The sequence below is a fragment of the Cryobacterium sp. PH31-O1 genome, from assembly GCF_030063455.1.
Classification (GTDB): Bacteria; Actinomycetota; Actinomycetes; order Actinomycetales; family Microbacteriaceae; genus Cryobacterium.
Genome location: NZ_JASITB010000006.1, coordinates 175394 through 196185 on the forward strand (window position 1 = coordinate 175394; position 20792 = coordinate 196185).

Here is a 20792-nt window from a genome sequence, read left to right on the forward strand (position 1 = left end):
ATCACGTAACAAACTATGGGAATTCTTCGAGGCGCCTCCACCCGCCCCCAAACGTGACACCCTTAACACGAAGCGGATGCCCCGCGTCGCCGCCGAAAAGAGTCGCACCCCGATGAATCCCACGCCCAGACCGTCCTCGACGCGCGCCGTCGCCGCCCGCGACTGGGAACACCGCGCCGGTGAGCTCGGTGATCGCCTGCCGACCGGGTTCGAGGTGGCCGTGGCCACCTCCGCTTTCCAAATCGAGGGGGCCGCCCGGGACGGCGGCCGCGGCGACAGCGTCTGGGACGCCTTCAGCCAGCAGTCCGGGCGCATCCGCGACGGCTCCAACGCCTCCGTCTCAGCCGACCATGTCAAGAACTACGCAGAGGACGCCGCGCTCCTGCACGACCTCGGTGTCGATTCCTATCGGTTCTCCTTCGGCTGGACCCGGCTGCAGCCGGACGGTCGTGGGGCCCTGCACCGTAACGGACTCGCGTTCTACGATCGTTTGCTCGACGCGCTGCTGGCCGACGGCATCCGTTCGACCGCCACGCTCTCGCACTGGGATACGCCGGTGGCCCTGCGCGGTGGCTGGCTGAACCGCGACACTGCCGGCCGCTTCGCCGACTATGCCCACGCGGTGGGGGAGGCCTTCGGCGACCGCATCGACGCCTGGATCACCCTGAACGAGCCGGCCACGGTCACCATGAATGGCTATGCCCTCGGCAGCCACGCGCCCGGCCGAACCCTGCTGTTTGACGCATTACCGAGCGCGCACCATCAGTTGCTCGGGCACGGACTCGCGGTGCAGGCGCTGCGCGCCGCCGACGTGCGGGGGCGTATCGGCCTCGTCAATTGCCACACCCCCGTGCAACCCGCGACCGATCGCGACCAGGACCGCTCCTATGCTGCGCTCTACGACCTGCTGGCGAACCGGCTGTTCGCCGACCCGGTGCTGCTCGGCCACTACCCCGACCCGCTCGAATCGTTCGCCGTGGAGCTCCGCAGCGTGCTCGAGACCGACCCCTCCGACCTGCGCACGATTCAGCAGCCGCTCGATTTCTACGGCCTGAGCTACACCCCGCCCGCCCGCATTGCTGCCGGTGCGACGCTGCGAAAAAACCCAGAGGGCCAGCCCATCCCCACTCCGTCGTGGCCGTTCCACTTCGAGCCGTTTCGCGAACATCCCACCACGTCCGCCGGCGCCGTCAACGCACCAGAATATGTGGCCGTGGCGCTGGCCGAACTGGCCGTGCGCTACCCCGATTTGCCCCCCGTCTACCTCTCATTGGCCGGCGGTGCCTTCGCCGACCATGCGGATGCCCGCCACGCCGTGCACGATCCCGCCCGCATCGACTACCTCGCCGAACATCTCATCGCAGCCTTCGACGCGACGGCGCCTGAGGCCCCTGCCGCCGCCATCGACCTCGCCGGCGTCGCTTTCTGGTCCCTGCTCGACGCCTTTGAGTGGGACGCCGGCTACACCCAGCCCACCGGCCTCGTGCACGTTGACTTCGCCGATGACCGCCGCACCCGCACCCCCAAGCAGAGCTACCGCTGGCTGCAGCACGCTCTCGCCAACCGCTAAAGGTCCAAAAACCGCACCGGCGTTCGTGTTTATCCCTGAGCATTCGCTACGGCGTGCGCCGCCGCAGCGTCACCGACCCCAGCACGACCGCCCCGACGATCCACGCGCCGATGATGAGAAGCTCCCCGCCGATATAGGCGGCGTCTTGGGTATCGGTCGCGACGGCCTGCAGGGCATCGATCGCGTGTGACAGCGGTAACCAGTCGCTGATCGCGCGCAGCGCGTCGGGCAGCTGGTCGCGCGGCAGAAAAATGCCTCCGAGCAGAATCTGCGGAAAGACCAGCGCCGGCATGAACTGCACGACCTGGAACTCCGTGCGGGCGAACGCGCTCGCGAGCAGGCCGAGCGTCGTGCCGAGTACCGCGTCCGCCACGGCGACGGCAAGCAGCAGCCAGATCGATCCACTGATCTGGAGCCCACAGACCCACACCGCGAACCCCACCGCCACCGCGGACTGCGCTACCGCGAGCAGCCCGAACGCGAGCGTGTACCCGAGAATGAGGTCGCCCTTGCCGAGCGGCATTGACAGCAGCCGCTCGAGCGTGCCGGTGCGGCGTTCCCGCAAGGTCGTGATGCTCGTCACGAGAAACATCACGATGAATGGGAACAACGCGATCATGCCCGGCCCGATCGTGGCGAACACGGGCGTGTCAGAGAAAATCCAGGCGAGCAGCCCGATCAGCAGGCTCGGCACCACGAGCAGCAGCACAATCGTGCGGGGGTCGTGTCGCACCTGGCTCAGCACCCGGCCGGCGGTCGCGAGGGTGCGTTGCGGGGTCATGAGGGGTTCCCGTCGCTCGAATCACGCAGTGAACCATCAGGGTGCGGATGCCGTCGGATCAGCGCCAGAAATGCCCCCTCGGTGTCCTCGGCGCCGGTCGCGGCCAGCAACCCCGCCGGGGTGTCATCGGCCAGGATCTCGCCGTCCCGCATGAGAAGTAGTCGGTCGCAGCGGCTGGCCTCGTCCATCACATGACTGGAGACAAGAAGACTCGTTCCAACGGCGGCAAGCTGATGGAACAGGGTCCACAGCTCGACCCGCAGCAGCGGGTCGAGGCCCACGGTCGGCTCGTCGAGAACGAGCAGGTCGGGAGAGCCGAGCAGGGCACCGGCCAGCGACACCCGGCTGCGCTGCCCGCCGCTGAGCGAGCCGACGAGTTGCCCCGCCTGGCTCGTGAGATCGGTGAGGGCCAGAACCCGGTCGACGTCCCGGCGCGGAGCACCCAGAACGGCCCGAAAATACTGCAGGTTTTGCCGCACGGTGAGGTCGTCGTAGACGCTCGCGTCCTGCGTCACGTAGCCCACCCTGTGCCGGAGTGACGCCGACCCGGCCTCGTGGCCGAGCACCGTCACCGTACCGGACTGCACCACCTGCACGCCGACAATTGTTCGCATCAGCGTCGTTTTACCGCATCCGCTCGGGCCGAGCAGCCCCACCACGACGCCGCGGGGAACACTGACCGACAGCCCATGCAGCACCGGATGTTTCCCCCGTCGTACGTGCAGATCGGTCACGTTGACCGCTGGGCTGGAACTGTTCACCATGTCCGAACTCTCCGCCGCTGCAGACTTCCTGTCAAGCCCACAATGGGCGACGTGGTACCGCTCGTGTCGCGGTCGGCACTCGGTCCCTCGTTGCCTATTCAACTCTGATGCGGATCCGAGATGCAGAGCGGGCACCCAGCCACCTGCAGTAGCTTCGGTGCGTGACCGAGCAACAGCCGTACCACGTCGTGAAAAGTTACGACGCTTTTGAATTGCGCCGATACCCCGCGCATCTGGTGGCCGAAGTCACCACCGATGGTCCATTCGAGGACGCTGGTAATCGCGCCTTCCGATATTTGTTTGCCTACATCACCGGAGCCAACCAGTCACTGCAGAAAGTTGCCATGACGGCGCCGGTGGTGCAAGCGGATGCCGCAGAAAAGATCGCGATGACCGCGCCAGTGCTGCAGGAGAGAGCGGAAGACGCGGCTGGCGCCGCAGCCGGTGAACGATTCCGGGTGGCTTTCGTGCTGCCCGAGGGTCTGACGGCCGAAACGGCGCCGCAACCCACCGACCCCGCCGTGCACGTGCGCACGGTACCCGAAAGTCTGGCCGGTGCACTCCGCTTCCGTGGACGCTGGAGCCAAACCAGCTACGAACAGCATCTCGATGAATTACGCGGGGCGCTCACCGCCGCCGGACTCACCGCCCTAGGATCGCCGAGGTTCGCGCGATTCGATCCGCCGTTCAAGCCGTGGTTCTTGCGCCGCAACGAGGTCCTGCTCGACGTCGAAGATCCCGGCTGACCAGCGCTCGCCCTGCCTTCGCCGGGCTCCCCGCCCAGAGGTTGCTTGGAGTGTCATGGGAAGCGGGTGGGAGCCTCCGGGGTCGCGGTTAGTATTGGCAGGTACGCACGGGGGGTCGTTTTGGCCAGTTCATGTCTCCGTGCCAACCTACACATCGTGCCAATTTGCAAGGAGACGCTGCCATGGAATGGCTCATCCCGGTTTTGATCGTTGTCGCACTCGTCGCCATCGTGGGTATCTACCTGTGGTCGACGTACAACTCACTCGTGACGCTCAACGTGCGCGTGGACGAAGCGTGGAGCGACATCACGGTGATGCTCAAGCGTCGTGCCGATCTGCTGCCCAACCTGATCGAAACGGTTAAGGGCTACGCAGCACACGAGAAGAGCGTGTTTGAGAACGTGACCAAGGCCCGGGCCGAGACGCTGTCTGCACAAGGCCCGGCCGACGCATCCGCTGCTGAGAACCACATGCAGACCGCGCTGAAGAGCATCTTCGCCGTGGCAGAGGCGTACCCGCAGCTGCAGGCCAGCCAGAACTACCTGCAGTTGCAAGGCGCAATCGTCGACACCGAAGACAAAATCCAGGCCGCACGTCGGTTCTACAACGGTGGCGTGCGCGAAATGAATACCAAGATCAAGGTGTTCCCGAACCACCTGTTCGCCGTCAACCTCGGCTTCACCGAACGCGAATTCTTCGAGGTGGCCGACTCCGCAGCGATCGCGGAGCCGCCCCGCGTGCAGTTCTAACGGAGCACTAGATGTACAGCGCAATCGCTAAGAACAAACGCAACACCGTCTTCATCATCTTTTTCTTTGTCGCCTTGATCACCGGCCTCGGCTGGCTCGCCGGCGTGGCCTACGGCATCAACGGTTACACGGCGCTCATCATGACCGTCGTGATCGCCTCGGCGTACGTACTCATCCAGTACTTCGCGGCGGGTCGCCAGGCCATCTCGATGAGCGGCGGCATCCGGGTCAACAGCCAGTCTGATCACCCTCGGCTGTGGCGAACGGTCGAGAACCTGTCGATCACGACCGGCACGCCGATGCCAGAGGTCTACATCATCAACGACCCCGCGCCGAACGCGTTCGCCACCGGCCGCGACCCCAAGCATGCGATTGTCGCCGCCACCACCGGCCTGCTCGACATCATGGATGACGCCGAACTCGAGGGCGTCATGGCCCACGAGATGGGCCACGTGCGCAACTACGATATCCGGCTGTCGATGATCGTGTTCGGCTTGGTCGTCGCGATCGGATTCGTGTCTGACATCTTTCTTCGCATGGCCTTCTTTGGCCGCAGTAACAACAGCAACGGCAACCCGGTGGTGATGGTTTTCGGGCTCGTCGCCATGATCGTGGCTCCGCTGATCGCGACCGTCGTGCAGCTCGCGGTCTCCCGGCAGCGTGAATACCTGGCGGATGCGACGGGCGCGTTGACCACGCGCCACCCAGACGCTCTCGCTTCCGCGCTGGCCAAGCTCGGCGAGTATGGCCGCCCGATGAAGAAGCAGAACACCTCAATGGCGCACCTGTGGATTGCCGACCCGCTCAAGAAGGGCGCCATGGCGAAGCTGTTCGCCACTCACCCTCCCCTCGAAGACCGCATCGAGCGCCTCACTGCCATGGGTAGTAAGTTCTGACCAGGGGATGTCCCGCCTAAGCCAGTTCCGCAGCTAACCCGTCGGCCAGGTTGCCGCGGGCAACGACAACGATTTCATCGAGTCCCTGCCACCCAGCAGCCTCCCGCAGCACCTGCGCGAGCCGACCCGCCGCATCCGCTGGAGCAGCCGGTTCGGACCAGGCCGCCTGCACCCGCAGCACGCCGGCCTGGCGGTCGTTCTTCAGATCAACCCGGCCGACGACCATGTCGCCGAGCAGGATCGGCAGCGAGTAGTACCCGTACACCCGTTTCGGTTCGGGCGTGTAAATCTCGATGCGGTAGTGAAAGTTGAACAAACGCAGGGCACGGGCACGTTCCCAGACCACCGGGTCGAACGGTGACAGCACCGCCTGCACGTCCATCGCCCGGGGCAGCCGTGCCTCCCGATGCAGCCAGGCCGCACCGGCCGCGCCGAGCGGCCCCCAGCCCGGTACGGCCACAGGTACGAGCTCGCCGGCCTCGGCCAACTCGCGAATTGCCAGCAGGGTCGGCGCCGACTTCAACCGAAAGTAGTCCGCGAAATCTTTCGCCGTACCGATGCCGTGTGCGCGGGCCGCGCGGCGCACCAGCTCGCGGTGAGCATCTGCTGTTGAGATTGTTTGCCCGAGCAACTCGGCAGAAAAGACCTGCTCCGGCAGGGCATACACCCGTTCGAAGCGACGGCGCCCAGCGCTCACCACATCGCCCCAGCGGAACAGCACCTCGAGTCCGGTCTTGACGTCGGACCAGCCCCACCACGATCCGCTGCGTTTGTTCGCGTCGTGCTCGATCTCGCTCGCCCGCATTGGCCCGTTGGCGGCTAATTCGGCCAGGAGCCAGTCGAGCATCGGCCGGTTGGAGTTCGACCAGTTGTCGGGCGTGCGGGCCGAACGATCACGATTCTCCTGCATGCGCCAGCGGAACAGCGGCCACACGTCGATCGGCAGAAAGGATGCCTCGTGCGCCCAGTATTCGGTGAAGCGGGCCTCGCGCCCGGTCGTGAGGCGGTCGAGTTGGGCTTTGTCGTACGGGCCGAGCCGGCTGAAGGCCGGCATATAGTGGCTGCGTTCGAATACATTGACCGAGTCGATCTGCAGCAGTTCGAGCCGGTTCACCAGGGCGGTCAGCTGGCGGATGCCCACGGGAGCGGCCGGGCGCGCGCCGAAACCCTGCGCGGCCAGCGCAATACGCCGTGCCAATGCTGCAGACACTGTATCGACCATTCGACACACTCTAGTTGCGCGTGCTGCTTGACGATCAGGCCCGCCCGGTTTGGCGTCTTTGTCGCCCGTGTCCTGTCAGGCGACCGGCAAGCTCCGCCCATGGGATGCGGCCATTCAGTGTGGTGCCGCACCAGTCCTCATAGCAGTCCTAGACTGATCCGGTGAGCGAATCAACCGGTAATCCTGGCGCGCGCGCGCGGCTACGGCTGCAGCGTCGACGTTCCGCCGAGCAAAAGCGTGACGGAGTTATCGGGAGTGCCGATCAGCTCGGTGCCGAGCTCGTCGTGACGCCGGTCGATGTGCCGGCACCGCCGCTCAATGGCGTCGACGAGAACCTGCCCTCGGGCATCCGTTTGGCCGGTGCGTGGTCCTGGCGGTTAATCGTTATTGCTGCGGCCATTGCCGTCCTGATCTTTCTGGTCATTCAGCTGCGACTCATCGTCATTCCGCTGCTCGTCGCGGTGCTCGTGTCGGCCCTGCTGGTACCCCTCGTGGCTTTTCTGGTTCGACACCACTGGCCCAAAGGGCTGGCCGTTGCCGTGGCCATGGTGGGCACGCTCGTACTCGTTGCCGGGCTCGTCACCCTGGCATCCACGCAGATCGCCGAAGGAACGGTTGGGCTCAGCGATCGGCTCTCAAAATCGTTCGCTGCTTTCAAGACGTTCCTGGCCGGCTCGCCGCTGCAACTGTCCGAAACCGAGATCAACACCTACGTGCAGCAGGCCTGGGAGGCCATCCAGAACGATAGTGCTGTGTTCATCAGCGGAGCCTTGTCGGTGGGCACCACGCTCGGGCATCTGCTCACCGGGCTGTTGCTCGCCCTGTTCAGCCTGCTGTTCATTCTCATTGACGGCAAAGCTATCTGGGGCTGGATTGTGCGGTTCTTTCCCCTGCGTTCACGTGCCGCCGTCGACGGCGCCGGTATTGCCGGTTGGACCACCCTTGGCAACTTCGCTCGGGTGCAGATTCTGGTCGCATCGATTGACGCGGTCGGTATCGGAGTCGGCGCCGCCCTGCTCGGGGTCCCCATGGCCATCCCGATCGGCATACTGGTCTTCCTCGGCTCGTTTGTTCCCATCATCGGCGCGGTAGCCACTGGTTCTGTGGCCATTGTCATCGCCCTGATTTTCAACAACTGGGCCGTCGCCCTCGCCATGCTCGGGGTCGTGCTGCTCGTGCAGCAGGTCGAGGGGCACGTTCTGCAGCCGTTGATCATGGGAACCGCCGTCAAGGTGCATCCGCTGGCCGTCGTGCTCGTGGTCGCCGCGGGGGCATTGCTCGCCGGAATTCCCGGGGCACTGTTCGCCGTGCCGATCGCGGCAGTGTTGAACGCGATGACGAGCTACATCGCTGGCGGCACCTGGCGCTCGAGTCCGCCGGCGGCGGTGGCGACGACGGGGTCGGTGCTGTGGCAGACCGTGCCGCAGAGTCGACCGGGTTACCGACCGACGGGGGCACCGGCCCGCGCCGCACGGATGCGGCCGCGGAGTATCCGCACGACCCGCGACGGGTCCGCTCGCAGCACGCCTTCAGATTTGAGCGCACCTCGCGCCGCGCACGACAGTTCGGAGAACTAAGCCATGCCAGAGACTACCCTCGCCGCACCCACCCTCGCCGAATTCGAGGCCGCGCGCGCAGTTGTCGCTCAGGTCGTCGATATCACCCCGATGGAGAGCTCGCGCTACCTCGCCGACGTACTGGGCGCGCCGGTCTACCTCAAGTGCGAGAACCTGCAGCGCACCGGTTCGTACAAGATTCGCGGCGCCTACAACCGACTGTCTAAACTCACCGATGCGGAGAAAGCACGCGGCGTCGTTGCGGCCTCGGCTGGCAACCACGCCCAGGGCGTAGCCTTCGCCGCGCGCGAGCTGGGCATCAAGGCCACCATCTTCATGCCGGTCGGCGTCGCCCTGCCCAAGCTGTCGGCCACCCGTGACTACGGTGCCGAGGTAATTCTGCGCGGCACGACCGTCACCGAACCGCTTCTCGCCGCGGCCGAATACGCCCGCGAGACCGGCGCGATCCTCATCCCGCCGTTTGACCACGTGGATGTCGTCACCGGGCAGGGCACGCTGGGCCTCGAAATTCTCGACCAGATTCCCGACCTCGACACGGTCATCGTGCCCATCGGGGGTGGCGGACTAATCTCCGGTGTCGCCAGTGCGATCAAGCAGCGTGCCGCTCGGGACGGGCGCCGCATCCGGGTGATCGGGGTGCAGGCCGAGAATGCAGCCGCATACCCTCCATCCCTCGAGGCGGGTGAGGCCGTGATGATCAATATCCTGCCAACCATCGCAGACGGCATCGCCGTCGCCAAGCCCGGGCTGCTCAACTTCGAAATCGTGCGCGACACCGTCGACGAAATCGTCACCGTCAGCGAAGACGATACGGCTCGTGCGCTGCTCGTTCTGCTCGAACGCGCCAAGCTCGTCGTCGAACCGGCCGGAGCTGTGGCGGTCGCCGCCATTCTGGCCGGCAAGGTCACCCCGACCGGGCCGACGGTCGCCATCCTCTCCGGCGGCAACATCGACCCACTGCTGATGCAGCGCGTGATCAGTCACGGTCTGGCCGCGTCAGGGCGTTACCTCACGCTGCGCATCATGCTGCCGGACCGCCCCGGCCAGTTGGCGCGTATCTCCGAGCTGCTCGCCGAGGCGACCGCGAACGTCATCGAGGTGTTGCACACCCGGCACGGGGTCGGGCTGCGGATCAGCGAGGTCGAACTCGATGTCAGCGTTGAGACACGGGGGCCAGAGCACCGCCAGCACGTCGTCGACACCCTGCGCGCGGCCGGCTACGACCCGCAGATCGACTAGTCGCTGCCACTGCACCCCCTCGGAGACCTTTCGGAGACCTGCCGGAGTGCGCCGTGTGCGCATAACTCCTGCAATTCGTTCCGGCCGACAAACACTTCCCCGGAATCTCGGGCAACTCTATTGCCGAGGCCGTAAATTGCAGGAGTTATGCGTGATCGCGTGATGCGCGGCGAGGCGCGGCGCGGCCGTTCGGGCCGGAACGCGACAGCAGAGGTCAGGCGCCGGTGAACGTCTCCACGTTGGAGATGTGCACGGTTATCTCCTTGCCGTTCGGCGTGGTGTAGCTCGTCTTTGCGCCAACCTTGAGGCCGATAATGGCTGCGCCGAGCGGGCTCTGCTCGCTGAACACGTCGAGGTCGCTGTTCGCGCCGATCTCGCGGCTACCGATCAGAAAGCGGCTCTCGTCACCGGCGATGGTGGCGGTGATGACGGTGCCGGGAACGACGATGCCGTTGCTCTCTGGAGCGTGACCGACCTCGGCGGTGCGCAGCAGCACGGTGAGGGTGCGAATGCGCGCCTCCATCTTGCCCTGCTCTTCTTTCGCCGCGTGGTAGCCGGCGTTCTCCTTGAGATCGCCCTCCTCCCGGGCGGATTCGATCTTCTTCGCGATGTCGCCCCGGCCGAAGTTGCTCAGTGTCGCCAGTTCCGCTGCGAGGCGGTCGTGGGCCTCCTGAGTTAGCCAGGTGACCGTTGTGTCGGTTGTCACGAGTGATCTCCCTTAGTACGCTCGAGCGCGAAAAAGGCCCTGAGGCCGCTCAGATATGGTTGACGCCCCGGGGATTGCCGAGGCGAATACGTCAGTTTAGGTCAGCCAGCACTGGTAAATCAAACCCGTGTTGCTCAGGTCGGTGGTGCGCAGAATCTCGGTGAAAGAGCGGTTGTACAGCGTCGACGGCGGCAGGTCGATGATCTTCCAGCCGACCACAGAATAACTCTCGTTGAGGGCCTGAACCGCGCAACTCGCCGTGCGGTTCACCGGAAGCGATACCTCAAAGGTGACGCTCACCGTGTGCTCATCGATGATGGTGTGGCCGATATCGCGCGCCTCGATTTGAGTGGATGCTCCGTCGAGCCCGGTCCACAGCACCCACGCTCCGAGCACCAACACAAAAATGCCGCCCAAGCCCCAGAGGATTCGACGGTCGCGGCGGTGGCGGGAGGGCGTGCGCCCGTACCGCGATTGGATCGCCCCGCTCTCGATCGGCGCCGGGGCGGACGAGGCCTCCGATTCGTCGAGACGGTAGGGCTCGGGGCTCGGTTGAATTCCGGCAGGCGTGCTGTTGAGGGGCACTGGTGATTCACACTTTCACGGGAGCGATTAGGCTGGTAACTAGGTTATCTGGCCTAAGGTTATCCGGCATTCCTGAGGAGTATGGTGACGCTGCGATTGATGGCTGTGCATGCCCATCCCGACGACGAGTCGAGCAAGGGCGCTGCGACGTACGCGTACTACCGCAGCCGCGGCGCTGAGGTGCTCATCGTGAGCTGCACCGGCGGCGAACGCGGCAGCGTCCTGAACCCCGCCCTCAACGGCCATGCCATGGCGGAACGGGATATCTCGGGACTGCGGCGCATCGAAATGCAGAGCGCGCAGCGGGCCCTCGGGGTACTGCACCGCTGGCTGGGCTTTGAAGATTCCGGCATGAACGAAGATAAATCTGTGCCGCCGAACTCGTTCGCCGCCATCCCGTTGGAATATTCGGCCGAACCGCTTGTCGCCCTCGTGCGTGAGTTCCGGCCGCAGGTGCTCATCACCTACGACGAAAACGGCGGCTACCCGCACCCCGATCACATCCGCTGTCACGAGGTCTCCCTCGAAGCATTTCGCGCGGCTGCCGACCCTGACCGGTATCCGAACGCGGGTGCGCCGTGGCAGATCGACAAGTTGTACTACGACCGCATCTTCAACCTGGAGCGCGTTGACGCGATGTACCTCGCACTCAGTGTGACCGAGCCCGATTCTCCGCTTCTGGAACCCCTCGGGGCCGCGCGGGAACGCATGGGAGAGTACCCGCAGCTGGCCACCACGCACGTGCCGGCCGGTGAATTTCTCGAGGTGCGCGACGAGGCACTGCGCGCCCACGCGAGCCAGGTCGCACCCGACCACACCTTCTTCTTCTGGCCCAATGATCTGGTGCGCGAGGCCTGGCCGTACGAAGACTTCCAACTCGTCGAATCGAAAGTAGACACCATAATGCCCGAATATGATCTCTTCGCCGGAATTCAGGACGACGAATGATCTCATTGATCACCGTCGTACTCGCCGTCACCCCCACCCCTGACCCCGACTTCGACCCGAACACGGTCACCCCCGGTGTCATCGGGTTCGTGGCCTTCTTCTTCATCGCCGTGGCGACCCTGCTGCTCTGTCTCGACGTGGTCCGTCGCATCCGTCGCACCACCTATCGCGCACAGATCAAGGAACGCCTCGACGCCGAACTCGCGGTACGCGCCGCCGACCCTGACTCTCCGCGCGACGACAAGATCGAGTAGTCGCGCTCAGCCCGTTACGGGTAGAGCGGATGCGTGGCGATCAGCAGGATCGCCGCGAAGTGACACAGGAACGCCACGACCGTGAGGGTGTGGAAGATCTCGTGGAAGCCGAATACCCCTGGGACCGGGTTGGGCTTCTTGAGCCCGTAGACGACTGCACCAATCGTGTAGCAGAGCCCGCCGACCAGAATCAGCGTCATCATGGTGGCGTTGGCCTGAAAAAAGTCCACGATGAACAGCAGCGCGCCGTAGCCGAGTACCAGGTAAAGCGGCACGTAGAGCCAGCGTGGGGCGTGGATCCAAAACACCCGAAAGAGGATGCCCAGCCCGGCGCCGCCCCACACCAGCCACAGCAGCAGCGTCGATTTCGCCGGCGGCAGCGCGAGCACGGTGATCGGGGTGTACGAGCCGGCGATCAGCAGAAAGATGTTGGCGTGGTCGATGCGCTTGAGAATGATGCGGGTGCGTGGCTGCCAGTTGAAGCGGTGGTACAGCGCAGAATTGCCGAACAGCAGCATCGAACTGAGCACGAAAACGGCTGAACTGATCTTCGCTGCCGAGCCTTCGGCGAGGATCAGCAGCACAATGCCGGCCACGATCGTCACGGGAAAAGTTCCCGCATGAATCCAGCCGCGCCAGGTCGGTTTGACGTCCTCCGGATGGGCGTCCGCCGCCTCGATCAGTGGCAGATTAGGGATTTCGTGCTCGGTGGCCATGCTGCAAGGATACGACAGGGCTCGGCCCGTGTGCCCGGAACCCTCGCCGGAGTGGACTAGCGTAACTGTGTGCAGAAACCCCAAGTACCCTCAGCGCGCGGCCTCCTCTACAGGCTCTATCAGAGTCGCCTGAAGCGTGGACTGACGGCGGAGCACCTTCCCCGCCACGTGGCCATGATCATCGACGGAAACCGGCGTTGGGCCCGGCAACTGGGCTTTCAAACGGCCGCACACGGGCACCGCGCCGGTGCCGCCAAGATGCGCGAATTTCTGGAATGGTGTGACGACCTTGGAATTTCTGTCGTCACCCTGTACCTGCTCTCCTCCGACAACCTCACCCAGCGCCCAAGTGATGAACTGGCCGATCTGATCGAGATCATCGCCGATCTCGCCGAAGAGCTCTCGCACTACCGCAATTGGCGGGTGCAGCAGGTGGGGTCGAAGGCCGGACTGCCCCTTCCGCTGGTCGCAGCGCTCGATGCAGCGGATGCCCGCACCAGCGACCATTCCGGACTGCACGTGAATCTCGCGGTCGGCTACGGCGGCCGCACCGAGATCACCGACGCAATGCGCAGCATCGTCGCCACCCACCACGCGCACGGCGGCACGCTGGAGGACCTCGCGGAGACTCTCACACCCGAGCTGATCGGCCAGCACCTGTACACCGGGGGTCAGCCAGACCCCGACCTGGTTATTCGCACCTCGGGCGAGCAGCGGCTGAGCGACTTCATGCTCTGGCAGAGCGCGCACAGCGAATTTTATTTCGTGGAGGCCCTCGGCCCTGACCTGCGACAGATCGATTTTTTGCGTGCCCTGCGTGACTTCTCGCGTCGCCAGCGCCGGTTCGGCGGTTAGACCACGTTTCTTCTTCGGGGGTGACTTGCTGGGGAGTATTTTCTGACAACCGATTGGACCCGCTTCTATGAATTCACTCTTGAGCTTCACCGACGGTTTTCGTGACGAGCCCGGCTACCTCGACTTCGGCCGGGTCGGCCCGCTCTCCGAGGCCGTCGTCGCCGAGACTCTCGGCCAGACCGAAGTGCTCTCCCGCGCCCGCTATGGCAGCCTCGACCACCTCTTCGAACAGGATCTGCGGGCCCGCACCGCGGTATCCGCTCTCACCGGTTTCACGCCAGACCAGGTCGTGCTCCAGCCCAACACCAGCTCGGGGCTGATGCAGGCCATGTTCGGCCTGACCGGCGGCGTGCTGCTGTCCGCCGGGGATTTTCCCAGCGTGCCGTTCGCGGCCGTGCGCGCAGCTGAGGCCCTGCACGTGGTCACCCCACTCTGGTTGGAGACGGCGCAGGGCCGCGTCACTCCCGGTCAGATCCGTGACCAGCTCACCCCGGCCGTTGTCGCCGTCGCGGTGTGCCTCGTCGACTCTCGCACCGGGTACCGCACCGACCTCGACGGCATCCGTCAGGTCATCGGCGACCGACTGCTGATCGTCGATGCCATCCAGGGCTTCGGCGTCGTTGACGCCGCCTACGAGGCAGCGGATGTCGTCGCCTCTGGTGGTCAAAAATGGACCAGGGCCGGCTGGGGCACCGGGTTTCTCGCCCTCAGCGACCGAGCGCTGGAACGACTCGTTCCGGTCTACTCCGGCTACGTCGGCACCGATACCGACGACCCGTGGGACGACGTGCCCGCGCCCAGCCACAGCGCCCGCGCTTTTCGGGTGACCAACGGTGACGCCATCGCCCAGGCCCGGTTCGCCGCGGCCCTGGAACAGACCGCTACGGTCGGGGTGAACGTGATCCAGACGGCAATGAACGACAACGTCTCTCAGATCATCGAACTCGTCGACGAATTCGTCATCGACGTGGTCTCACCCCGGGACGCTCGGGAGCGTGCCGGCATTATCGTGCTCGAGCCCCCGGCGGAACTGCTGACCACCCTCGTGGCGAGCCTGCACAACCACGGCATCACGGCGACCACCCGCGCAACCACCGTGCGATTGAGCGTGCACGCGGCCCTCGACCCCGACACGGTGACCATGCTGAGGGGTGCCCTCACCGCCTACGCTCTCGCCGCTACCTACTAGCAAAGACTCCTCGGCAGACCCGGCGTCTGCCCCAACGCGAGGTGAACGACAGATTTTCGTGGGCGTGTCGGGTTCCTTTTTGCGCCCGTTCGTCGTAGCGTCACTTGCATCAGGTACGGCACCTGATCGAGACGGCCATATAAGTACGGCTCGAGAATTGCTTGATGGCCAGCTCGCCAAAGTGATCCGCGTCCTCGTGGCGCAGGGTGGGAGTGGCTGTGACCGACGTTCGAAATAACGGCGCGAGAACCGACCTTAATGCGACTGACCGGGTGGAGACATCCGCTTCGCAAACCGAGCGCACCTTTGTGCTGGACACCTCGGTGCTGCTGTCCGATCCGAAAGCGATTTTCCGCTTTGCCGAGCATGCCGTCGTGTTGCCCGTGGTGGTGATCAGCGAACTGGAATCGAAGCGCAACGACCCGGAGATCGGTTATTTTGCCCGGCAGGCGTTACGCAATCTCGACGAGTTGCGGCTCAAGCATGAGCGGCTCGACTTCCCGATTCCGGTCGGCGAGGGCGGCACCCTTCGAGTAGAGCTCAACCACTCCAACATGTCGGTGCTGCCGTCCGGCTTGCAGCTGGGCGACAACGACTCTCGCATTCTCGCTGTTGCTCTCAACCTGGCCAACGACGGAATGACCGTGACCGTGGTCTCGAAAGACCTGCCGCTGCGGGTGAAGGCGGCGTCACTCGGCCTCGCTGCCGATGAATACCGGCACGAGCTCGCCGTCGATTCCGGCTGGACCGGCATGGACGAGATCACGCTCAGCGCCGAGCAGATGAGCGTGCTCTACGACAAGGAGACGCTCGACTCACGCACGGTGCAGGACATGCCGATCAATACCGGCCTGGTCATCCACTCCGACCGCGGGTCGGCCCTGGGCAGGGTGACCAGCCGGGGCACGCTTAAGCTGGTGCGCGGCGACCGGGACGTCTTCGGACTGCACGGCCGCTCGGCCGAGCAGCGCCTCGCCATCGACCTGCTACTCGACCCGGAGATCGGCATTCTCTCGCTCGGCGGTCGGGCCGGAACCGGCAAGTCTGCTCTCGCCCTCTGCGCGGGGCTGGAAGCGGTGCTGGAACGCCAGCAGTATCGCAAGATCATGGTGTTCCGCCCGCTTTACGCGGTCGGCGGCCAGGACCTCGGCTTTCTGCCCGGTGACCAGGGCGAGAAAATGGGGCCGTGGGCGCAGGCCGTCTTCGACACTCTCGGCGCGATCGTGTCGGAGAACGTGGTCGAGGAGGTGATGGAGCGCGGCATCCTCGAGGTGCTTCCGCTCACCCACATTCGCGGCCGGTCCCTGCACGACGCTTTTGTGATCGTCGACGAGGCGCAATCGCTCGAGCGCAACGTGCTGCTGACGGTGCTCAGCCGCATCGGTCAGAACTCGCGCGTGGTACTCACCCACGACGTCGCCCAGCGTGACAATCTGCGGGTCGGCCGCTTCGACGGCGTGGCCAGCGTGATCGAAACGCTGAAGGGACATCCGCTGTTCGCGCACATGACCCTGACCCGGTCGGAGCGCAGCGCCATTGCGGCGCTCGTGACGGAGATGTTGGAGGGCAACGAGGTCATGTAGCTGATACTGCGAACCGCCCGGCTCCATTGAGGGGCCGGGCGGTTCGTGTGGGTGGCGCTGTTACTTCTTTTGCGGCGGCCGCGTCATGCTGAGCACGTCGAGGGCCGTGTCGAGCTCGGCGAGCGTGAGGTCACCACGTTCGACGTGGCCGAGCGCGATGACCGACTCGCGCACGGTGAGTCCCTCGGCAACAGCCTTCTTGGCCACCTTGGCGGCGGCTTCGTAGCCGATCACACGGTTGAGCGGCGTGACGATGGAGGGCGACTTCTCGGCCAGGGCGCGCGCGTGATCGAGGTTGGCGACGAGGCCGTCGACGGTCTTGTCGGCGAGCACGCGGGTCGCATTGGACAGCAGACGAATCGACTCGAGCAGGGCTGTTCCCATGACCGGAATGCCGACGTTGAGCTCGAAGGAGCCCGAAGCGCCAGACCAGGCGATGGTGGCATCGTTGCCGATGACGCGCGAGCAGACCATGAGCACGGCCTCGGGGATGACCGGGTTGACCTTGCCGGGCATGATCGAGGAGCCGGGCTGCAGATCGGGAATGTTCAGTTCGCCGAAGCCGGTGTTGGGGCCTGAACCCATCCAGCGCAGGTCGTTGTTGATCTTGGTCAGCGAGACGGCGATGGTGCGCAGGGCGCCGGACGCGTCGACGAGGCCGTCGCGGTTGGCCTGGGCCTCGAAGTGGTCGCGCGCTTCGGTGATCGGCAGTTCGGTTTCGGCGACGAGCAGTTCGATGACGAGCTGCGGAAAACCGTAGGGCGTGTTGATGCCGGTGCCGACCGCGGTTCCGCCGAGCGGAACCTCGGCCACGCGAGGGAGCGCCGTGCGGATGCGCTCGATGCCGAGGCGCATCTGGCGGGCGTAGCCGCCGAACTCCTGGCCGAGGGTGACCGGGGTGGCGTCCATCAGGTGCGTACGGCCGGCCTTGACGGCCTCCTTCCACAGCTCAGCCTTGGCCTCGAACGAGACGGCGAGGTGATCGAGCGAGGGAATGAGTTCGTCGATCAGGGCGCTCGTGACGGCGATGTGCACCGAGGTGGGGAACACGTCGTTGGACGACTGGCTCGCATTGACGTGGTCGTTCGGGTGCACCGGGCGGCCGAGGGCGCGGGTCGCGAGGGTCGCGATGACCTCATTCATGTTCATGTTCGACGAGGTTCCGCTGCCGGTCTGATACACGTCGATCGGAAACTCGGAGTCGTACTGGCCGGTGATGACCTCGTCGGCGGCGGCGGCGATCGCGTCCGCGATGTCCGCATCGAGCACGCCGAGCTGGGCGTTGGCGAGGGCAGCGGACTTTTTGATGCGAGCCAGGGCCGCGATCTGCGCGGACTCCAGTGTGGAGCCCGAGATCGGGAAGTTCTCCACGGCTCGCTGCGTCTGGGCACCGTAGAGTGCGTCCGTTGGAACCTGGACCTCACCCATCGTGTCGTGTTCGATCCGGTAGCCGGCGTTTGCGGAGGTGTCCACCACTGTGTGCATTCCCTTTCGGTGCTGTATGAGAGTCGTGCTGTGCGCAACGGGTGCGCGATTTAAACCTGTGAGTCTAGATGAGGCCCACTTTAATGTGAGGATCGGCGTGCCCTTCGCGAAGAACGTAGTTCGCACCGACGATAGCCAATGTACCTTCTGCGATGGCCGCGCTGATCACCTCGGACTGTTCGAGCAGCTCGGTGACCGTGTCCCTGAGATGTTCCCGGCCCACATAGCCAGCGTCGACCAGGGTCGGGTCCACGAAAGCGGATGCCGGCTGCCCGCTCACGCGACGCACCGCCGGAACGATCTTCTCGATCACGTGCGCGATGTGAACGGGCAGGGCCGGGGCATCCGTGCCTTGCGAATCGATCGCGGCGCGCACCGCACCGCACTCGTCGTGGCCGAGCACGAGGATGAGCGGGACGCGTAGCACCGCGACGGCGTATTCGAGCGAGCCCAGTACGGATTCTGAGATGATCTGGCCGGCATTGCGCACGACGAACAGATCGCCAAGGCCCTGGTCGAAGATGATCTCGGCGGCGAGGCGGGAGTCGCTGCAACCGAACAGTGCGGCGTGCGGGGTCTGCTGGCCGACGAGCTCGGCGCGCCGGTCGACATCCTCGCGGTGCCGCGGGGCGCCGGCGACGAAGCGCACGTTTCCCTCGCGCAGTTCATTCCAGGCCTCGGCCGGAGTTGGGGACGCTGGCGATGAACGGTTCATTCGGCTGCATTCTGCGCCACATTGGAGGCCAGCGCGGTGGCGAGAGTTTCGAAGTCGCCCGTGGGCGCTGTGCCGATTAGCACGTAGGTGCTGGTGCCGGCGGTTGTGACGAGGGCGTAGTCGAAATTGCCTCGATCGGCCTCCGCCGCGCTGTTCCGATAGACGTCCCAGGTGACGCCGGCAATGCTGGCAGTGTCGACGACGGGCGAGTCGGGGAGTTTTTGGGCGAGCCAGGTGGGGTTCGCGTCGAAGGCCTGGCTGAAACCGATGAACTGGTTACCCGGCGTGAGTAGCCCGATATACCAGGACGGCACCTGGCCGTTGGTTCCGGCCTGCCACTCGGCGATGTTGGCGCTCCAACCTTCGGGTAGCTCGGGGCTGGCGAGGGCCTGATCGACGACCGGTTGCAGCTGGGCGGCCACGCTCGCATAGTCGATGTCGCGAGTGATCGGGTTGTCGTTCCGCGGCACCAGAAGGACAAGCACGAGCACGGCGCCCACCGTGACGAGCAGGGAGAGCACCAGATTGTTCACCGTTTTGTGTGACCGGTACTTGCGCGAGTTCTCGGCGAGTCGGTCTGCGGTCTCCTGCACAGTCTCCGGCCGGCCCAGTTCGGCGACGACGCGCGGCGGCTTGGGGGCGCGGCTCATCTGGTTGTCACGGCGTCGTCGCTCGCTGGCGCCGTCGCTGCCAGGCGGGCGGCATCGAGTCGGGCCTTCGCTCCGATCAGCCATTCTTCGCAACGGCGGGCGAGGGCTTCGCCACGCTCCCACAGCGCGAGCGACTGTTCCAGCGTGCTCGAGCCCTGCTCGAGCTCATTCACCACGCGGACGAGCTCATCTCGGGCCTGTTCGTAGCTGAGATCACTGATGTCTTGGGCAGGCGAGGTCATGGCATCCATTCTATTTAGGTCAGGGCGGTGGCGGGCACGGCAGCGGGCACAGCGGCGTTCGCGGTGGCCGGTACCGTTCCGCTGGCCAGGGTGAGCAGCAGTTCGGTGCCGGCCGGGGCGTCGCCGGCGCTGCGCAACACCTGCCCGCCGGGCAGCTGGGCAATTGCATAGCCGCGATCGAGGGTGCCCTGCGGCGACAGGGCGCGCAGCTGGGAGCGCAGTTCCACCACGGCGGCCCCGGCGCGCTCGAGAACGCGCCCGGTCAGTTCGGCGCCGCGGGCAACGTAACGGGTGAGGTCTTCGCTGCGGGAGTCGATGATCCAGCGCGGGTCGACGAGCACCGGTCGGCTACGCAGCTGCGAGATCCGGTCGATTTCAAAGGAGAGGATGCCGGTGAGTCGGCTGCTCAGGCGCGCCCGCGCCTGCTGCACCCGGTTCAGTTCATCGCTGACATCGGGAACGACGCGCTTGGCGGCATCCGTCGGGGTGGACGCCCGCAGGTCGGCCACTTCATCGAGCAGGGGCCGGTCGGCCTCGTGCCCGATCGCGCTGACCAACGGCGTCACGCAGGCGGCCGCAGCGCGCACGAGGCCTTCATCGCTGAAGGTGAGCAGGTTCTGAAAGTCGCCGCCGCCGCGCGCGACGATGATCACATCGACCTCCGGGTCGGCGTCGAGCCTCTGAATGGCGCTGGTGACCTCGCCGACGGCGCGATCGCCCTGCACCGCTGCGTGCACGATGCGAAAGTTCACGGCCGGCCAGCGAAGCTGTGCGTTGCGAATGACATCCTTTTCAGCGTCGGAGTCCTTGCCGGTGACCAGTCCGATGCAGTGCGGCAGAAACGGCAGCCGCTTCCTGCGGGAGGCGTCGAACAGGCCCTCGCTCGCGAGCTGCTTGCGCAGCCGCTCGAGCCGTTCGAGCAGGTCGCCGAGCCCCACGTGGCGCATCTCGAAGGTCTGCATGGTGAGCGTGCCGCCCTTGACCCAAAAGTTGGGCTTGACCAGCACGACGACGCGGTCACCTGCCTTGAAATCGGCGGTGAGTTTGGCGCGCACCGACGACCAGATCGTGAAACTGACGGTGGCGTCTTCGCTCAGGTCTTTGAGCTTGCCGTAGACGTTGCCGCCGCTCGCCCCCCACTGGGTGATTTCGCCCTCGACCCAGACCATGCCGAGCCGTTCAATATAGCCGCGAATTTTGTTGGAGAGCAGGGCGACCGGCCACGGTGTTTCGACGGTGGCGGGGGCATCCGTCATTCGGTGGTCCTGAAGTTGGTGTTGATCGTGGCCGTGTTGATCGTGGCGCTGGCGTGGGGCACAG

Annotated in this window: 22 protein-coding genes; 11 read left to right on the forward strand and 11 right to left on the reverse strand. The window is 65.4% G+C overall.

The window, feature by feature from the left end:
- Positions 1–76 precede the first annotated feature (76 nt).
- Entirely contained in the window at positions 77–1570 is a 1494-nt protein-coding gene (locus QMK31_RS13465; protein WP_283501455.1) for a glycoside hydrolase family 1 protein, read from the forward strand.
- 46 nt (positions 1571–1616) lie between these two features.
- Here QMK31_RS13465 and QMK31_RS13470 read toward each other — a convergent pair whose 3' ends face one another.
- Both QMK31_RS13470 and QMK31_RS13475 read right to left on the reverse strand, forming a co-directional pair.
- Positions 1617–2351, reverse strand: coding sequence for an ABC transporter permease (locus QMK31_RS13470; RefSeq protein WP_283501456.1), 735 nt, complete (start codon positions 2349–2351; stop codon positions 1617–1619).
- On the reverse strand, positions 2348–3115 hold the full coding sequence (locus QMK31_RS13475; protein ID WP_283501457.1) for an ABC transporter ATP-binding protein: 768 nt from the start codon (positions 3113–3115) through the stop codon (positions 2348–2350). Before QMK31_RS13475 ends, QMK31_RS13470 begins: the two co-directional genes overlap by 4 nt.
- Positions 3116–3276: 161 nt before the next feature.
- Here QMK31_RS13475 and QMK31_RS13480 point away from each other — a divergent pair, with 161 nt between their 5' ends.
- The 3 genes from QMK31_RS13480 to QMK31_RS13490 all read left to right on the forward strand — a co-directional run bounded on the left by QMK31_RS13480 (position 3277) and on the right by QMK31_RS13490 (position 5506).
- On the forward strand, positions 3277–3861 hold the full coding sequence (locus QMK31_RS13480; RefSeq protein ID WP_283501458.1) for an SOUL family heme-binding protein: 585 nt from the start codon (positions 3277–3279) through the stop codon (positions 3859–3861).
- Positions 3862–4043: 182 nt separating this feature from the next.
- Positions 4044–4610: a LemA family protein gene (locus QMK31_RS13485; protein ID WP_092108227.1), complete on the forward strand. Its 567-nt coding sequence runs from the start codon at positions 4044–4046 to the stop codon at positions 4608–4610.
- Positions 4611–4621: 11 nt separating this feature from the next.
- Complete coding sequence (locus tag QMK31_RS13490) at positions 4622–5506, forward strand: M48 family metalloprotease (protein ID WP_283501459.1); 885 nt, start codon at positions 4622–4624, stop codon at positions 5504–5506.
- A 16-nt stretch (positions 5507–5522) separates the two neighbouring features.
- On the opposite strand, the gene QMK31_RS13495 is transcribed toward QMK31_RS13490, so the two are convergent.
- Positions 5523–6728: a winged helix-turn-helix domain-containing protein gene (locus QMK31_RS13495; RefSeq protein WP_283501460.1), complete on the reverse strand. Its 1206-nt coding sequence runs from the start codon at positions 6726–6728 to the stop codon at positions 5523–5525.
- Between the two features lie 161 nt (positions 6729–6889).
- Between QMK31_RS13495 and QMK31_RS13500 the strand changes: the two genes are divergently transcribed.
- Positions 6890–8305 carry an AI-2E family transporter gene (locus tag QMK31_RS13500; protein WP_283501461.1) on the forward strand — a complete coding sequence of 472 codons (1416 nt, stop codon included), beginning with the start codon at positions 6890–6892 and terminating at the stop codon, positions 8303–8305.
- A 3-nt stretch (positions 8306–8308) separates the two neighbouring features.
- Positions 8309–9544 carry a threonine ammonia-lyase gene (ilvA, locus tag QMK31_RS13505; protein WP_283501462.1) on the forward strand — a complete coding sequence of 412 codons (1236 nt, stop codon included), beginning with the start codon at positions 8309–8311 and terminating at the stop codon, positions 9542–9544.
- A gap of 214 nt (positions 9545–9758) precedes the next feature.
- Here ilvA and greA read toward each other — a convergent pair whose 3' ends face one another.
- Both greA and QMK31_RS13515 read right to left on the reverse strand, forming a co-directional pair.
- Entirely contained in the window at positions 9759–10250 is a 492-nt protein-coding gene (gene greA, locus QMK31_RS13510) for a transcription elongation factor GreA (RefSeq protein ID WP_283501463.1), read from the reverse strand.
- A 96-nt stretch (positions 10251–10346) separates the two neighbouring features.
- Entirely contained in the window at positions 10347–10835 is a 489-nt protein-coding gene (locus QMK31_RS13515) for a DUF4307 domain-containing protein (protein ID WP_283501464.1), read from the reverse strand.
- Between the two features lie 99 nt (positions 10836–10934).
- Between QMK31_RS13515 and mca the strand changes: the two genes are divergently transcribed.
- Together mca and QMK31_RS13525 are read left to right on the forward strand one after the other, a co-directional pair.
- Positions 10935–11783, forward strand: a complete 849-nt coding sequence (mca, locus tag QMK31_RS13520; protein ID WP_283501465.1) for a mycothiol conjugate amidase Mca — start codon at positions 10935–10937, stop codon at positions 11781–11783.
- Complete coding sequence (locus tag QMK31_RS13525; protein ID WP_283501466.1) at positions 11780–12037, forward strand: hypothetical protein; 258 nt, start codon at positions 11780–11782, stop codon at positions 12035–12037. Before mca ends, QMK31_RS13525 begins: the two co-directional genes overlap by 4 nt.
- A 14-nt stretch (positions 12038–12051) precedes the next feature.
- Here QMK31_RS13525 and trhA read toward each other — a convergent pair whose 3' ends face one another.
- Positions 12052–12753, reverse strand: coding sequence for a PAQR family membrane homeostasis protein TrhA (gene trhA, locus QMK31_RS13530; RefSeq protein ID WP_283501467.1), 702 nt, complete (start codon positions 12751–12753; stop codon positions 12052–12054).
- Positions 12754–12822: 69 nt separating this feature from the next.
- Here trhA and QMK31_RS13535 point away from each other — a divergent pair, with 69 nt between their 5' ends.
- The 3 genes from QMK31_RS13535 (at position 12823) to phoH2 (ending at position 16380) form a co-directional block, all read left to right on the forward strand.
- Complete coding sequence (locus QMK31_RS13535; protein WP_283501468.1) at positions 12823–13608, forward strand: isoprenyl transferase; 786 nt, start codon at positions 12823–12825, stop codon at positions 13606–13608.
- Positions 13609–13675: 67 nt separating this feature from the next.
- Positions 13676–14797: an aminotransferase class V-fold PLP-dependent enzyme gene (locus QMK31_RS13540; RefSeq protein ID WP_283501469.1), complete on the forward strand. Its 1122-nt coding sequence runs from the start codon at positions 13676–13678 to the stop codon at positions 14795–14797.
- Positions 14798–15069: 272 nt separating this feature from the next.
- Positions 15070–16380: an RNA 5'-3' helicase PhoH2 gene (gene phoH2, locus QMK31_RS13545; protein ID WP_283501559.1), complete on the forward strand. Its 1311-nt coding sequence runs from the start codon at positions 15070–15072 to the stop codon at positions 16378–16380.
- A 60-nt stretch (positions 16381–16440) separates the two neighbouring features.
- Here phoH2 and QMK31_RS13550 read toward each other — a convergent pair whose 3' ends face one another.
- From QMK31_RS13550 to xseA, 5 genes are all read right to left on the reverse strand, one after another.
- On the reverse strand, positions 16441–17865 hold the full coding sequence (locus QMK31_RS13550; RefSeq protein WP_283501470.1) for a class II fumarate hydratase: 1425 nt from the start codon (positions 17863–17865) through the stop codon (positions 16441–16443).
- A 64-nt stretch (positions 17866–17929) separates the two neighbouring features.
- Complete coding sequence (locus tag QMK31_RS13555; RefSeq protein WP_283501471.1) at positions 17930–18580, reverse strand: carbonic anhydrase; 651 nt, start codon at positions 18578–18580, stop codon at positions 17930–17932.
- Positions 18577–19230 carry a DUF4245 domain-containing protein gene (locus QMK31_RS13560; RefSeq protein WP_283501472.1) on the reverse strand — a complete coding sequence of 218 codons (654 nt, stop codon included), beginning with the start codon at positions 19228–19230 and terminating at the stop codon, positions 18577–18579. Before QMK31_RS13560 ends, QMK31_RS13555 begins: the two co-directional genes overlap by 4 nt.
- A complete protein-coding gene (locus QMK31_RS13565; protein WP_283501473.1) occupies positions 19227–19481 on the reverse strand; it encodes an exodeoxyribonuclease VII small subunit in 255 nt (84 codons plus the stop codon). The genes QMK31_RS13560 and QMK31_RS13565 overlap by 4 nt, the downstream gene beginning before the upstream one ends.
- Positions 19482–19486: 5 nt before the next feature.
- Positions 19487–20728 (reverse strand): exodeoxyribonuclease VII large subunit, encoded by a 1242-nt coding sequence (gene xseA / locus QMK31_RS13570; protein ID WP_283501474.1) that lies wholly within the window; start codon positions 20726–20728, stop codon positions 19487–19489.
- Positions 20729–20792: the final 64 nt, after the last annotated feature.